This window comes from Sphingomonas sp. (assembly GCF_019749955.1).
Classification (GTDB): domain Bacteria; phylum Pseudomonadota; class Alphaproteobacteria; order Sphingomonadales; family Sphingomonadaceae; genus Sphingomonas.
This window is the reverse complement of sequence record NZ_JAIEPC010000023.1, coordinates 15,631-30,891: the sequence shown is the minus strand read 5'-3', so window position 1 is coordinate 30,891 and position 15,261 is coordinate 15,631. Positions and strand designations below refer to the sequence as shown.

The window sequence follows — 15,261 nt, the reverse complement described above, 5'->3', positions numbered from 1 at the left end:
CTGTCGGCGCGCGACGCAGGCTGATCGCGCGCAAAGGGCCGAAAGGCCGTGCTTTTCGTCCATTGGCTCGCTTGTCGACCGGCAATGGTGTGGCTATAGGCGCGCTCAAGGGGCTTGGGGCTTAATGCCCGTGTATGCGTCAGGAGAGTGGGGATGGCATCGCTGGTGAACCGCGTCGACGAAACGGAAAAGCTCGGGCCGATTCCGGCCAATGACGGCGACGGCGGCTATCGGCCGAGTGCGTCCGAACCCTTTATGAACCCGCGCCAGCTCGAGTATTTTCGCGGCAAGCTGTTGCAATGGAAGGATGCGATCCTGCTCGAAGCGCAGGGCACGCTGTCGCAATTGCAGACCGAAAGCCTGCGCGAGGCTGATCTCACCGATCGCGCGTCTAGCGAGACTGACTGGTCGATTGAGCTGCGCACCCGCGACCGCCAGCGCAAGCTTATTTCGAAGATCGACGCCGCGCTGCGCCGGATCGAGGACGGCGAATATGGCTATTGCGAAGTGACCGGCGAGCCGATCTCGCTCGCCCGGCTCGAAGCGCGGCCAATCGCGACGATGACGGTCGAGGCGCAGGAACGCCACGAACGCCACGAAAAAGTTTCCCGCGAAGACTAATCACCGGGCGCCGCGCCGCCGATCTTAAGTAAATTGCTAAGCATTGCCTGCTAGCCCTTTTGCCAGACCCTCATAGGAAGTCAGGCAAGCAGGCATGGATCACGTCGGGCGCAATCCGGTGCAGGACTCATCGGCTGAAGACGGCGCGCACAAGCGAAACCAGAGCCGTGACAGCCTGTTTCTGGTCGCGCAATTCCGTCAGAGCGCGCAGCGCGACGTCGCGCGCCAGGTGCGGATCCGCAATCTTTCCTCAGGCGGGTTGATGGCTGAGATCACCGACCCGATTGCTCAAGGGGCTGCCGTCGAATTCGACGTGCGCGGCATTGGCTGGATTCCGGGCCGCGTCGCGTGGAGCGTGGCGGGGCGGATCGGCGTCGCCTTCGATCACCCGATCGATCCGGTGCTCGCGCGCAAGCCCGTCACCGGCGGTGCCAAGGCGCCGCTCATCGTCAAGCCGATTCTGCCAATCTTCTAGCGTGATGATGTGCCATCGTGCGGTCGCGCAACCCTTTGCGGGTTGCGCGCCCTCATTTCTGTCCGACCTGGGCCGTCCGATTTGGGTCGTCCGATTTGGGTCGCCCGGTGATCGCCGCGCTTATTGCGCCGCGAGTTCTTCCTTGATCTTCAGCTTCAGTTTCTTCAGGTGCGCAATCGTCATGGCATCGGGCAAGGGACGCTGCGATTCGCGCGCGATCCGTTGATCGAGCGTAGCGTGCTTGGCCGCGAGAGTTGCTTGATGACCGCTGTGCATGGAGAGGATTTCCTTTCCTGAATAGCCCGCCCGACAACAGGCGGGTTGATAAATACAGCATAGTTTTGCCGCCTTGTCGCGAGTCGAATCGCGACGCGCGCGGCAGACCCGATGATTTGTGCGATGAGCGGTTAAGGCTGCGTTTCTGCCCGTTTGGGGCTCGCCTCGGCGCGCAGTTTTGCTATGGCTCGTGGGGGACGGCATCGGCCAGTCGACAGAGGCAGGACCATGGACGATCGCCAGATCGCAAAGCGGATCGAGATTCTGAAGATCGAGCACCGCGATCTCGATGCGGCGATTGCCGCGCTGTTCGAACAGAATTCGACCGATCAGCTCCAGCTCGCTCGCCTCAAAAAGCGCAAGCTGCGGCTGCGTGACGAGATCAGCCTGCTCGAAGACCAACTTATCCCCGATATAATCGCCTGATCGCTTCGCTTTGGGACGATTGCGTTGAGTCGGCACATTCCCCCGGCGCCCGGTTTCTGGCAGCACGGAGTGATGGGGACGGAACAGGTCAGTTCACGGCTGCACCGAAGGTTGGTCGACGCGCTTTACGTCGAGGCGATGGTGCTCGCCGACGAGGCACGGGCCTATTTTGACGAAGGCGGGCGCGAAGATCGCGAAGCGCTCGAGCCAATGACGCGCGTCGCTTATTCGTGCGAATCGCTCAAGGTGACGACGCGGCTGATGCATGTGATTGCCTGGCTGCTCACCCAGCGCGCGGTCGATGCCGGCGAGATGAGCCGCTCCGACGCGCTCGATCCCTCGCGGCGATTGGGGACACCGCCGCATTCGGACCCCGAAGTGATCGCCACGATGCCGCCGCAGACGCGCGCGCTGGTGGCTGCGAGCATCGACCTGTTCCGCCGCACCGCGCGGCTCGATGCCGACCAGCTCGGCACGCCCATCGACAGCCCCGCGCGCGCGATTTTGGAGCGGCTGGCGGTGTCGATATAGGGTTTGGCGGATCTCCGCGCGGCTTTTGCCAAAATGGGGCAGCGCGACGTAGACACCTCGTTCCAGAAGCATTTGCAAAGGTTGCGAGAAAGGCGTCCGCGCTCTAGCTTGCTTATTCACGATGTCGAGGAAACGTCCCGGATGCTCACCATCCTCACTGCCTGCGCAAATATCCTGATCTACGGCCTCGCGGGATGGGGTGTCGTCGCGTCAACAGCGCATCGAAGCCATGCTCGTGCCGCAGGGCTATTTCTGGCAATCGGGTTTGCCCTCGGAAGCTTTGGAGGTCATGCGGGTGCCGAAGCGGAGAGTCTTTTGCTCCTTCGTGGCCTCGGTTCGGCGGTGGGCCTAGGTGCCCTCTCAATACTGATGCTCTTCCGGCTTCGTCGGGTCGCTCAATAGCTCACAGTGAACGGCAGCGCGGGGCAGGCGGCTATTCGAGCGCCGTTAGCCCACCGACCACCAGACTTAGATGCTTCGCCGATCCAGCAGAGCCTAAGCCGCAACCGCCTCCGCCACGCCAAGCCGTGCCTGCGCAGCCCGATACTCGCCTTCGATCCGCTCGACCATTTCGGCTACCGTCCCGACATGGTCGACCACGCCGATGCCCTGGCCCGATCCCCAGATGTCGCGCCACGCCTTGGCGCCCGCGTTGCCGCCGAAGTTCATCGTGCTCAGATCGCCTTCGGGCAGATTCTCCGGGTCGAGCCCGGCGGCTTCGATCGAGCTCTTCAGATAATTGCCGTGCACGCCGGTGAACAGGTTCGAATAGACGATGTCGGCGGCCTTCGACGCGACGATCGATTCCTTGTACGCGGGCTGGGCGTTCGCTTCTTCGGTCGCGATGAAGGCCGAGCCGATATAGGCGAGGTCGGCACCCATCGCTTGCGCCGCGAGGACCGCGCCGCCGTTAGCGATCGACCCCGACAGCGCGAGCGGGCCGTCGAACCACTGGCGGATTTCCTGGATCAGCGCGAAGGGTGAGAGCCGCCCGGCGTGGCCACCGGCACCCGCCGCGACCGCGATGAGCCCGTCGGCGCCCTTTTCAATCGCTTTGCGCGCAAACCGGTCGTCGATGATGTCGTGCAGCGTGATGCCGCCCCAGCCATGCACGGCGGTGTTCAGATCCTCACGCGCGCCGAGCGAGGTGATGATGATCGGTACCTGCCACTTGGCGCAGGTGGCCAGATCAGCCTCGAGCCGGTCGTTCGAGCGATGAACGATCTGGTTGACGGCGAAGGGCGCTGCCGGGCGACCGGGGTGTTCGCGGTTCCACGCCGACAGCTCTTCGGTGATCCGGTGAAGCCATTCGTCGAGCAGTGCTTGCGGCCGCGCATTGAGCGCCGGGAAGGAACCGACGATCCCCGCCTTGCACTGGGCAATGACGAGCTCCGGGCCCGAAATGATGAACAGCGGCGACCCGATCACGGGCAGGCGCAGGCGGTCGAACAAAGGTGGCAGGCTCATGTTGGTTTCATAGCGCAACCGAATCTTCTGTCCAGCGGGCGCCAATTGCATTGGCGCGTAAATCGCTTAAGGAACGGCGGAAATTAAATTGCGGAGTATTGCAAATGGGTTCGTTCCTGCAGCGCTTGGCTTTGACGGGTCTGATGGCGACGGTGTCCGCCCCCGCGCTGGCGGTGGGGCAATTGCCCGGCAATGTCACCCCGACCCGTTACGACATCACGATCGATCCCAATGCGCAGGCCAAGACCTTCACCGGGCGCGAAACGATCACGGTTTTGGTGAAACCCAAGACCAAGACGATCACGCTCAACGCCGCCGATCTGAAAATCACCCGCGCGACGATCGACGGCAAGCCCGCGCGCATCGCGTTCGATACCGCCAAGCAGCAGGTAACGCTGACCCCGGCGACGGCGCTCAAGCCCGGTGCACACACGCTCGGTTTCGTCTGGTCGGGCAAGATCAATGATACCGCCGCGGGATTCTTCGCGATCGATTACAAGAATCCAGACGGCACGGCGGAGCGGATGCTGGCGACGCAGTTTGAGGCGCCCGATGCGCGCCGCTTTGCGCCGATGTTCGATGAACCGGCGTTCAAGGCGAAGTTCAAGCTGTCGGCGGTGGCGCCGGCCAAGCAGCTTGCCTATTCCAACATGCCCGCGACTGTGTCGCGCCTCACCGATGGGCGCCAGCTCTTCAGCTTTGCCGAGACCCCCGTGATGTCGTCCTACCTGCTGTTCTTCGGCATGGGCGATGTCGAGCGCAAGACGGTGATGGCGGGCAAGACCGAGATCGGCATCATCACCCGGCGCGGTGTGGTCGATCAGGGCGATTATGCGCTCGCCTCGGCCAAGCGGTTGCTGACCTATTACAACGACTATTTCGGCCAGCCTTATCCATTGCCCAAGCTCGACATGATCGCCGGACCGGGCTCGTCGCAATTCTTCGGCGCGATGGAGAATTGGGGCGCGATTTTCTACTTCGAGCCGACCGTGCTCTATGACCCCAAGCGCGCGACGGTGAGCGGCAAGCAGGGCATTTTCATCACGGTTGCGCACGAAATGGCGCACCAATGGTTCGGCGATCTGGTGACGATGCGCTGGTGGGACGATCTCTGGCTCAACGAGGGCTTTGCCTCGTGGATGGAGAATAAGGCGAGCGGCGACCTGAACCCCGAATGGTTCGCGCGCGAAACTGCCATATCGCAGGACCGCGAAGGCGCGATGGGCGCCGATTCGACCGCCGCGACCCACCCGATCATCCGCAAGGTCGAGACGGTTGACCAGATCGGCGAAGCGTTCGATGGCATCACCTATCAAAAGGGTCAGGCGGTCATCGGCATGATCGAATCGACGCTCGGCGCCGACGCCTTTCGCGCGGGTATCCGCCGCTACATGGCGAAGTATAAGTACGGGAATACTGAGACCGACCAGCTCTGGACCGAGCTCGAAGCCACGTCGAGCATGCCGGTGAAGGGCTTCGCGCACGACTTCACCTTGCAGGGCGGCGTGCCGCTGATCGCGGTGTCGGGCGCGCAGTGCAGCGGTGGCAGCACGAGCGTGACGCTTACCCAATCACGCTTCGGCCTCGATGCGGCGTCGAAAGTCCCGCAGCGCTGGCAAGTGCCGCTGACGATCGCGACCTTGGGCGGCGCGCCGACCAAGACCTTGGTCAAGCAGGACGCGCCCTACACGGTCTCGATCGCGGGCTGCGGCCCGGTGATCGCCAATCTGGGCAAGGGCAGCTACGTGCGCGTGCAATATGATGACGCGGCGCATGCCGTGTTGGTGCGTGATTACGCCAAGCTGTCGGTCGCCGACCGGCTCGGCACGCTGGGCGACGACTTCGCGCTCGCGGCATCGGGCGATCAGAGCCTGGCGCGCTATTTCGATTTGGTCGGTGCGGTGACGCCCGACGCCAATCCGCTCGAATGGGACAGCGTCGCCGATGATATTGGCGGTCTGTCAGGCCTCTACGCGCAAACCGACCTTGAAGCGCCGCTCCGCGCGCGGACCATCAAGCTGCTCGCGCCGGTGATGGCGCGCGTCGGCTTTGCCGCCCAAGCCGATGAAGCGCCGATCGTCACCAATTTGCGCGAAACACTTGTGACCCGACTCGGCCTGGCAGGTGATCCTGACGTTGCGGCGCAGGCGCGGCGCTATGTCACCGCGCTCGCGACCGATCCGAACGCGATTCCGCCCGCGATCCGCCAGCCGATTCTGACAACCTATGCCGTCAATGCGACCCCTGCCGAATGGGATGCGCTTTTGTCGATCACCAAGGCGACCAACAATCCGGTCGCCAAGAACGGCTATATCCGCCTGCTCGGCACCGCGCGCGACGATGCACTCGCGACGCGCGCGCTCGATCTGGTCAAGGCGAGCGACTTCACCGCGCCGCAAAAGGCCGAACTGCTCGGCGCGATTTCCGGGCGGCATCCCGACATGGCGTTCGATTTTGCCGTCGCCAATCTCGACCTCGTCAACGGCCTGCTCGAAACCAGCACGCGCGCCGGCTTCATCGTCGCGCTCGGGAGCCGGTCGAACAATCCAGCGATGCCGGGCAAGATCCAGGCCTTTGCGGAAAAGAACTTGCCCGAAGCATCACGCGGCGGCGCCAAGCGCGCGCTGACGGCAATTGCGGTGCGCAAGGCGGCGGCGGACCGGCTGCGCGCGGCGACGGCGGCGTGGCTCGCGGGGAGCTAGGGGAGAGGTTGCGCTGAAGGGACTTACCCGTGAACCGGTCGTGCTGAGCTTGTCGAAGCACCGTCCTTCTTCTACCGGCGGCAGGAGAAAGAAGGACGGCCCTTCGACAAGCTCAGGGCAAGCGGTAGGGAGGGGGCGGCATGGTCCCGAGCCGCACTAGTCGATCCGTGTCAGCCCCACCGCACCGGCACGGCTCTTCTCGACATAATGCTGCGCCGACACGCGCAGCATCGCCGCCGACGCGTCGTCGAGCGTGCGGACAACCCGCGCCGGGCTGCCGATGATCAGGCTGTTGGGCGGAAAGCTCTTGCCCTCGGTCACCAGCGCGCCCGCGCCGACGATCGATCCTTCGCCAATCACCGCGCGATTGAGCACGATCGCGCCCATGCCGATCAGCACAAGATCGCCGATCGTGCAGCCGTGCAGGATGGCGTGGTGGCCGATCGTGCAATCGCTGCCGATCGTCAGCGGCGCGCCGGGGTCCGAATGGAGCATTGCGCCTTCCTGCACATTGCTGCGTGGCCCGACGATGATCGGCGTGTTGTCGCCGCGAATCACGGCGCCGAACCACACGCTCGCATCGGCCCCGAGCCGCACGTCGCCGATCAGATCGGCACTCGGTGCGACCCAGGCACCCGCAGGGTCGAGCACCGGGCGTTGCCCGTCGAGTTCGTAGAGCGGCATGACATCTCCCCCATCTGGCGCGCGCATCTTGCGTCGTGCCTGTTGCTGCGCCTAGCCTGCACCATGCGCGTCGGACCACTCAAATTGAAGGCCCAGATTTTCTGTGGCGACGAACCCGCGATGGGGCCGGGCAAGGCCGATCTGCTTGAGGCGATCGATCGCACGGGGTCGATCTCGGCGGCGGGCCGCGTGCTCGGGATGAGCTATCGCCGCACCTGGTTGCTGGTCGACAGCATGAACCGATGCTTCGTCGACAAGCTGGTGGAGGCACAGGCGGGGGGCGGGGCAGGGCGCGGTGCCCGCGTCTCGGCGACGGGCCATGCCGTGCTCGCGCGCTACCGGGCGATGGAAGCGCGGCTTGCGGCCGCTGCCACCGATGATCTGGCGGCGATGGCGGCACTATTGCGCGAGGCGCCGCGCGACTAGGCCCGCGCGGCTCGATTGGCCGTTTTCGGCGGGCGCGAGCGCATATCTGTCATCTTGAGCTGCTAGGGCACCGCTGCTTATCCGGGCAGGGGGTCGATCGTGGTGCAAGTGATCAAGTGCCTTTTCGGACAACATCGAATCAATCGTCGGCGCGTCTGGAACGATTCGGTCAGCATGCGCGGCGCCTGTCGCGGGTGCAGCAAGCCGTTGATCCGCGACCTCAATGGCTGGCGGCCGTTCGACCCCAGCGATCACAGCGATAAGCGCCTGCCGCATCCGAACGTCGACCTGGCACCGCGCACCACAGCGTGACCCAAGATGATAGTTTTTCTTTGTTACAGGCATTGATCTGTTTCTAGACCGAACGTTCGGACCACTCTATCTGCTGTCCGTCCGCACTGATGCGGCCCTCACGAAGGAATGTCTCATGGCACGTATCTCAATTCCCGCTACCGCCGCTGATGCCCCCGCCGCTGCCCAGCCGTTGCTCGCCACGGTTCAGGCCGCACTCGGCACCGTTCCCAATCTCCACCGTCTGGTCGCCAACAGCCCGGCGACACTCGACGGCCTTCTCTCGCTGGGCGGCGCGCTCGGCAAGGGCGCGTTGAAGCCCAAGACGCGCGAAGCAATTGCGCTCGCGGTCGCCAATGTGAACCACTGCACCTATTGCAACTCGGCGCACGGCTATATCGCCAAGAACCTGCTGAAGGTCGGCGACGATGAAATCGCTGCCAACCGCCAGGGCGGCTCGACCGACGCCTTCACCAATGCCGCGATCGTGTTCGCCAAGTCGATCACCGAAAAGCGCGGCGCTGTCGACGCGGCCGAAGTCGAAGCGGTGCGCGCCGCTGGTTACACCGACGCCCAGATCCTCGAGATCGTCGGCCATGTCGCGCTCAACACGCTGACCAACTATGTCAACGAAGTGTTCAAGACCGACCTCGACTTCCCCGTCGCCGAAATCGTCGGCTGAGTAGACATGCCGGGAGGGTGATCCGCGCCTTCCCGGCTTGCCGCCGTCCATATTCACCGTAAAACAGCCGCATGACCACGTCGCCCCGATCCGAAAACACCCGCGATGCCTTGATGGATGCGCTCTATGATCTGTTTCGGACGCGCGGATTTGAAGGCGTTTCGATCGGCGACATAACCCAGCGTACCGGGCTTGGCCGGTCGAGCCTTTATCATCACTTTCCCGGCGGCAAGGACGAAATGGCGCTCGCCGTTGCGCGCAGTGCGCGCGCGTGGCTGCAAGCCAATGTCGTCGCGCCGACGCTTGCCGAGGGCGACCGCGAGGCCCGCGTCGACCGGATGATTGCGGGCGTCGACCAGTTGTTCAGCGGGGGTGGCGCGCCTTGCCTGATTGCCGCCATGACGATGCCGGGCGCGCCCGATTCGGTTCGCACCGAACTGGGTTCCGCGCTGAGCGAATGGATCGATGCCGTCTGCGATGCCTTGATCGCGACCGGCGCGGAGCCAGCAACCGCCCACGCTGCCGCCTTGGCCGCCGTGAGCCGGATAGAAGGTGCGCTGATCATTGCGCGGGCAACTGGCGACGACGCGGCCTTTGCCGCCGGCTTAGCGGAAGCGCGTGCCGCCTTGGTCGCAGTGCCGATAACGGCCTGAGCATTGGCGGCGCCCCCCGCGCCGCCGCTGCATCAGATAAAATCGGCCACGGTGAGCGAGGCAGGCGGCGTCGACAGCAGGAACACATAATCGCTGTTCGCCTGATAGCCTGCAACGCCGTCCCCGTCGACGATCAGGAAGGTGCTGCCGGCAAAGGTGCCGCCGGTCGCCGTGAACAACACGGCCTGGCCAACGGCGAGCTGACCCGCACCGATCACGGCTGCCAGATCGGTATTGAAGCTTGCCGTCGACAGGTTACCAGCGCCCACCGTGGCGCCGATGCTGGTGATCGTGCTGGTGACATCGAAACGGTCTTGTCCGGACACAAAGCCGACGATCCGGTCGAACGTCGCGCCGGTTGATTCGCTGACGCCATTATAAAGGAACGTATCGGCACCTGCGCCACCGGTAAGCACATCGGCGCCGAGGCCGCCGAAAATGCGGTCATTGCCCGCGCCCGTGGTGATGGTGTCGTTCGCTTGGCCGCCCGTGATGATGTAATTGCCGTCCGTTTCGGCCGACGCATTGAGCGTGAGATTGGTCTCAACGGGCAGCGCGAACACGGTGAAGGTCTGGCCCGCGCCGACCACGGCATCGACAAAGGTCAGATTATAGTTGGCCAGATCGCCGGTAACACCGCGCAGCAGTGCGAGCACTTCGACGTTCTGGAAATTCACGCCAAATATCGTCGTGGTATAATTGCCGTCGAGCGCGACTTGGTCGTTGGTGCCAGCACCGCCGTTCACCGTATCGGTATTCGGATCGAAAGCGGCCGGGCCGAAATAGATGCCGTCATTGCCGGCGCCCGTGGCGATCGTGTCAGCGCCCCGGCCAGCATAGACTCGGTAGCTGCCGTCGGTTTCGGACGAGGCGTTGAGCTGAAAATTCTCGCCGACCGCGAGGCCGCCTGCAAAAACCACCAGCTCCTGACCGGCCGCGACGTTTCCGTCGTTCATGACAAGGCTGTAGTTGTACGGTGTGCCGCTGCCGCCGCCATAAGTGTTCACGGTGCTCGACAGCAGCGCGATCACTTCGACATTGGTCAGCTGATTGGCAGCAAAGTTGTAGCTATAATTGCCTTGCAGCCCGACTTGATCATTGGTGCCGGTGCCGCCATCGACGATGTCGCCCGCCGCAAAGGCAGCGCCGAAATAAAAGGCGTCGTTGCTCGCGCCGCCCGATACCGTATCGTTGCCGCCCTGCGACAGGTTGAAGAAGTCGACGCCGTTGGTGCCGGTCAGCGTGTTGTTGCCGGCATTGCCGCGCAGTTGATCCCCGGGACCGTCGACGCCATTCACAGTGACACTCACGGTCGCGCTGCCGCCACCGACGAGCGTATAGCCGAAGGTGTCGACCACGCTGCCATTCACCGCGCCCGTCGCGGCTGCTGTTGCCGCCGAGACGAGATAGTTGAACTGGCCGTTCGGATTATAGGTCAGCGTATTGTCGGCATTGCGCGTTACAATCGCGCCCGACGCGAGCGTGGTGCTCTGGCCTGCCGTCAACGTCACGCCGTTGATCTGGTTGATAGACGGCGCGCCCAACACTGGATCGGTGTCGTTGATGAGGATAGAGATAGCCGTTGTGGTGTTTTCCGAAACCGTGCCGAGATCTGGCCCGGCGACGCTCGGCGTAATGAAGCCAAAACCTAGCGTATTGTTGGTATCATTGCCGGTGCCGGCGGTCGGCTCGGTATTGTAAGCAAGCGTAATCGCTTGGCTCGTCACGGTATTCAGGGTGACCAGGCCGCCATTACTGTCATTTGCAATATTATTGTCGGGGTCGCCGCCGCTGATCGTTGACGCCCGGCCAACGAGCGCACCGCCAGCCGTCAGCGCGGAGCTCTCGACGCGCACGATGTAGTTGCCTGGTGCGAGTGAGCCGAAGCTATACACACCATTTGCGCCCGTTGCTGAGGTGGTGATAGAAGTGTCGATCCCCAAATCAAACACGTTATTGCCATTGGTATCGGCAAACAATGCTAGCGCGACGCCGCTCGGGCCGACTTCGCCATTATTCTGGATGCCATCGCGGTTGGTATCGATGAACACCGATCCGCCCAACGTCAGCGTATCGAGCGTCAGCGTCTGGGTGTTTGAATTGACCGTCGCGAAGTTTGTCCCGGAGATAACCGACGCTGAAGTCGGGTTGGTGATCACCTGGTTCGTCAGCGCATTGATCGTTGAGTCGAAAATGATCTCTACCGCACGCCCCGCTGCGAGCGTCCCGATCGCGGTCGCGCCGAGCGCAAAGGCTTCGCCCGTTACGCTGCCGGGTACCGCGCCATTGGCCTGGCCTGCGGCGGGCAGGCGGCGTTCGCCGGGGTTGATATAGCCATAGAGCAGATTGCTGCTGTTGGTCGACAGATAGGTGTCTTCGAGGCCGATCGCGTGGCCGAGTTCGTGCAGCACCACCGTCAGCAAATCGATCCGCGTCGCAGCGATGCCGTTCAGCCCGGTCAATGCGGTGCCGGTGCCGCCGAATTCGACATCGTCGCCCGGCGTCCCGTCGATGAACCAGCCAAAGCCTGCGCCATCGCTATCGAGTTGAATGCCATTGGCCGAAGATGAGCCCAGATAGATACCGGGCAGGTCGGCGATGTCGAACCGCACGGCTTGAAGTGCCGCAAGCTGCGCGTCGGTCACGCCAGCGGCGACCCAGCGTTCGATCGCGGCGGCGACGACTGCATCGAGCGCTGCCTGCGTCAGAATGCCGGTTTCGGTCGCAACGATCGGCGTCAGGTCGAACGAGGTCGGTGCGCTCGGCGCGGCCGCCTCGGGCGCCGCGACGGCGGCCGGATCGGCTGGCACGTCAAAGGCATTGGGGTCGAGCGTCTGGCCGATAATGTTGCCATTACCGTCGATCTGGACGCTGATATGATTATTGGTCGGCCCATCGCCGAACAGCCCGAAGCGATCGGCGATCGAGCCGCTCGCGATCTGGATCGGCCCAAAGGGCAGGGGGCTCGACGTGCTGCTAATACCAAAGTCACCCGCGCCCGGTTGCGGTAGCTGGACGACCGCCAGCAGCGGCGAGGCGGGCGTGCCCGGCAGCGTCGGCGCGGCACCGCCGGGGGTGTTGTTGAAGGACGCGGTGTTATTGGCGAGCGTCGCCGCCGATGCGGTTGTCCCGCCATTCTGGCCGCTGACATATGTGCCGACGGCGGCGGTATCGGTCGCGCCGCCGGTGTAGCCGCGCAGATTGAAGGTCGCGAGGCCACCCGCAGTCGTATTCGACAGCGCGCGCACGCGGATGTTGGTGCTCAACCCGGCGTTGATCGTGTTGCCAGAAATCTGCGCGTTCAGCGTCTCGCGGTCGCCGCCAGTCGAAACACCGGCCGTCACGTTGATGCCGTTGATCAGGCCTGCGGTCGCCGTCGCCGTGACGGTGTTGTTGGTGATCGTCGCGTTCAGCGTGCCGCCGGTGCCGGTCCCGGCGCGGGCGGTCGCGGCGATGCCGAAGTTGCCGCTGACTTCGCGCACGATGTTGTTGTTGATCAGCGTGGTGACGATGCCGTTGCCATTGACTTCGGCATTGATGCCAAAGGCGCCGCCCGAGGTGCCCGAATTGGCGACACCGGCGGTGCCGATCGTGTTGCCCTGGATCGTCGCCTGGATGTTGCCGCCGCTGACGGTCGACACGCCGACAAGGTTGATCGCTGCGCCCGATACCGTGCCGGTGATCGTGTTGTTGTTGATCGCCGCGACCAGATCGTCGCCGCCCGACGGACTGATCGTGACGCCACCGCCGAGGATGTTCGCCGCATTGCTGGTCGTCAGCGTGTTGCCGCTGAAGGTCAGGTTGTTCTGCGATCCGCCCGCGCCGCCGGTGCCGTTGGTTGCGAACTGGAAGTGATCGCCGCGGTTGTTGTCGAAGGTCGATCCGGTGATGCTCGCGGTCGTCGTGGCGGTACCGTTCGATTCGAGCAGCAGGCCGTCATTGCCGGTGGTCGCATTGTTCGAATTGCTGAAGGTCGAAGTCGTGACCGTCAGGTTCAGCGTGCCTGCGTTGTTGATCAGATTGACGTTATGATCGGCATTGCCGCTGAAGGTCGATCCGGTGATCGTCGCGGTGCCGTTCAGACCGTTGATGTAAACGCCGCGCTCACCTGCCGCGTTGCCATTGTTGAGAACGCGCACGCCAGAGAGCGTCAGGCCGTTGACGGTCGTGCCGTTGATCCCGTCGGCGCCGCTGCCGGTTACCACCATATTGGTCAGACTTACCGGGCCCGTATTGTTCAGCGAGATTCCGTTGCTCGTTGAATTCAGGATAGTTCCACCGCTAGCGACCGATCCCGTTCCGCTCACGGTAAAGACACCAGAGCCAGTATTGTTCAGGATTATCCCGCTCGATGCCCCGGTAGTGGCTACTGAGTCGAAACGAACGCCGCTGCCGCCAATTGTGGTATTCGCCAAATTCACGCCGGTACCGGACAAACTTGCGACTGTGTTACCCGCACCGGTAACATTGACGGTGCCTCCGCCGGTGGCGACGAATCCCTGGCCGCCACTCGTCACGATATCCAGGCCGTTACCCGATGTGTTGAAGTTTATGGTCGCGCCGGTGTTGTTCGTCAGGTTTACCGCTGCTGCCGATGTCGTCTGAAGGTTAAGCGAGTTGCTAAAGGTCACCGACCCGCCGGTGTTGCCATTGACGATGATCTGACTGGTGGTGCCACCGGCGCTGTCAATGATGCTGCCGGAAAAAGTGATCGCATTGGCCGTATGGTTCTGCACCTCGACTGCCGCGCCCGTCGCATTGGCGATCGTACCGCCATAAGTCACCGCGACGCTGCCACCTGAGCCAGCTGCCCCGGATGTCCCGATCTGGAAGCCGCTTCCGGTCGCATTGCCGATCGTGCCGCCGGTCGCGCTCAGCGTGCCGGTTGCGCCTCCGGTGATGATCACGCCCTGAGTGCTCGATCCGTTTGAACTAAGCGCATCGAATGCCGCGTTGAGCGCGCCGCCATTCTGGATCGCCAGCGCGCGGCCGGTGCCCGAAATGGTCGTGCCGCTGATGTTCAAAGTGCCGACGCTCGCGCCGCTGTCGGTAATGCCGGTGCCGCCTGCTGCCGTACCGTTCAGACTGATGCCGCTGATCGTGTTGTTGCTGGCGAGCGTAATGCCATTGCCGCTGAAATTGATCGTCGAATTGCTTCCGCTCACCCCGAGTGCGGTCCCGTTCGCGCTCACCGATGCACCGTCGCCGAACAGCCGCTGCCCGGCTTCGAGCGTGATCCCGGCCGCGTAATTGGTGCCGCGATTGTTGATGAAGATCGCTTCGTTCGCCGCATCAACGTCGTCGTTGGTGGTGCCGTCGCCGGTGACGCCGTTGAGTTCGGTCAGCGAGGTGAACGGCCGCAAGAACGACCCGTCCGAAACGCCATTGGCACCCGCATAGGCACTGTCGACATGCCAGACGACGTCGGTGATGTTGAGCGTGACGACACCGTTGAAGCCGGTGACGTTGGTCAGCCCTTCGGCATCGGTGATCGTATACTGGAAGCTCGCGCTCTGACCGACGTCGAGCCCGGTCGTGGGCGTGAAGGTGAACGTGCCGTTGCCGTTGTTGACGATCGACCCGTTGGTCGCCCCGCTGACTGCCGTCACCTGAAGCGTGGCGGTATTGCCCAGTGGATCGAGATCATTGCCGAGCAATTGCGCGGCGGTGAACGTGATCGGCACGTTGCCGGTGATGTTGAAGGCGTCGTTTACCGCGATCGGGGTGATCCGCACCGTGCCCGGGTTCAGCACCGTGCCGTTGAAGGGGTCGCTCGCGCTGACGCCGGTCGCATCGGTCGTGCCGCTGTTGACGATGCGCAGGATAACGCGGACGAGTTCGCCGGGATCGAAGACGCCATCGCCATCGGTATCGCCACCCGGTGCAAACTGCTGCGTGCGCGTGCCGGTGATCGTGACTGCCATGGCGAAGCTTCCCCCTCGATTTCATCCTGCTTGGTCGGTCGCTGGACTCAAGCGTTAATTAATGATGATAATCGCATATTTGGCGAAGACAACCTAGTCTGAA

Annotated in this window: 13 protein-coding genes; 9 read left to right on the top strand and 4 right to left on the bottom strand. The window is 63.4% G+C overall.

The annotated features are described in order from the left end of the window. Positions 1–153: 153 nt before the first annotated feature. The gene (dksA, locus tag K2W81_RS07090) at positions 154–621 is read left to right on the top strand and encodes an RNA polymerase-binding protein DksA (protein ID WP_294102656.1); all 468 of its coding nucleotides are present in this window, start codon (positions 154–156) and stop codon (positions 619–621) included. 94 nt (positions 622–715) lie between these two features. Further along, positions 716–1,096, top strand: a complete 381-nt coding sequence (locus K2W81_RS07085; RefSeq protein ID WP_294102654.1) for a PilZ domain-containing protein — start codon at positions 716–718, stop codon at positions 1,094–1,096. Between the two features lie 120 nt (positions 1,097–1,216). On the opposite strand, the gene K2W81_RS07080 is transcribed toward K2W81_RS07085, so the two are convergent. Beyond that, positions 1,217–1,372: a DUF465 domain-containing protein gene (locus K2W81_RS07080; RefSeq protein WP_294102652.1), complete on the bottom strand. Its 156-nt coding sequence runs from the start codon at positions 1,370–1,372 to the stop codon at positions 1,217–1,219. A gap of 228 nt (positions 1,373–1,600) precedes the next feature. Between K2W81_RS07080 and K2W81_RS07075 the strand changes: the two genes are divergently transcribed. Together K2W81_RS07075 and K2W81_RS07070 are read left to right on the top strand one after the other, a co-directional pair. After that, positions 1,601–1,798, top strand: a complete 198-nt coding sequence (locus K2W81_RS07075) for a DUF465 domain-containing protein (protein WP_066648915.1) — start codon at positions 1,601–1,603, stop codon at positions 1,796–1,798. A gap of 72 nt (positions 1,799–1,870) precedes the next feature. Beyond that, on the top strand, positions 1,871–2,329 hold the full coding sequence (locus K2W81_RS07070) for a DUF1465 family protein (protein WP_294102638.1): 459 nt from the start codon (positions 1,871–1,873) through the stop codon (positions 2,327–2,329). A 495-nt stretch (positions 2,330–2,824) separates the two neighbouring features. On the opposite strand, the gene K2W81_RS07065 is transcribed toward K2W81_RS07070, so the two are convergent. Then, the gene (locus K2W81_RS07065; RefSeq protein ID WP_294102636.1) at positions 2,825–3,796 is read right to left on the bottom strand and encodes a nitronate monooxygenase family protein; all 972 of its coding nucleotides are present in this window, start codon (positions 3,794–3,796) and stop codon (positions 2,825–2,827) included. Positions 3,797–3,921: 125 nt separating this feature from the next. Between K2W81_RS07065 and K2W81_RS07060 the strand changes: the two genes are divergently transcribed. Further along, positions 3,922–6,498: a M1 family metallopeptidase gene (locus K2W81_RS07060; protein WP_366932219.1), complete on the top strand. Its 2,577-nt coding sequence runs from the start codon at positions 3,922–3,924 to the stop codon at positions 6,496–6,498. Positions 6,499–6,654: 156 nt separating this feature from the next. Here the strand turns inward: K2W81_RS07060 and K2W81_RS07055 are convergent, their stop codons facing one another. After that, entirely contained in the window at positions 6,655–7,182 is a 528-nt protein-coding gene (locus K2W81_RS07055) for a gamma carbonic anhydrase family protein (protein WP_294102630.1), read from the bottom strand. 63 nt (positions 7,183–7,245) lie between these two features. On the opposite strand from K2W81_RS07055, the gene K2W81_RS07050 reads away from it, so the two are divergent. From K2W81_RS07050 to K2W81_RS07035, 4 genes are all read left to right on the top strand, one after another. Further along, a complete protein-coding gene (locus tag K2W81_RS07050) occupies positions 7,246–7,608 on the top strand; it encodes a LysR family transcriptional regulator (protein ID WP_294102628.1) in 363 nt (120 codons plus the stop codon). A gap of 99 nt (positions 7,609–7,707) precedes the next feature. Continuing rightward, the gene (locus tag K2W81_RS07045) at positions 7,708–7,920 is read left to right on the top strand and encodes a hypothetical protein (RefSeq protein ID WP_294102624.1); all 213 of its coding nucleotides are present in this window, start codon (positions 7,708–7,710) and stop codon (positions 7,918–7,920) included. A 115-nt stretch (positions 7,921–8,035) separates the two neighbouring features. Continuing rightward, positions 8,036–8,581, top strand: coding sequence for a carboxymuconolactone decarboxylase family protein (locus K2W81_RS07040; RefSeq protein ID WP_294102621.1), 546 nt, complete (start codon positions 8,036–8,038; stop codon positions 8,579–8,581). A 71-nt stretch (positions 8,582–8,652) separates the two neighbouring features. Next, positions 8,653–9,234 (top strand): TetR/AcrR family transcriptional regulator, encoded by a 582-nt coding sequence (locus tag K2W81_RS07035; RefSeq protein ID WP_294102620.1) that lies wholly within the window; start codon positions 8,653–8,655, stop codon positions 9,232–9,234. 32 nt (positions 9,235–9,266) lie between these two features. Here K2W81_RS07035 and K2W81_RS07030 read toward each other — a convergent pair whose 3' ends face one another. Beyond that, positions 9,267–15,158, bottom strand: a complete 5,892-nt coding sequence (locus K2W81_RS07030) for a cadherin-like domain-containing protein (protein WP_294102618.1) — start codon at positions 15,156–15,158, stop codon at positions 9,267–9,269. Between the last annotated feature and the right edge of the window lie 103 nt (positions 15,159–15,261).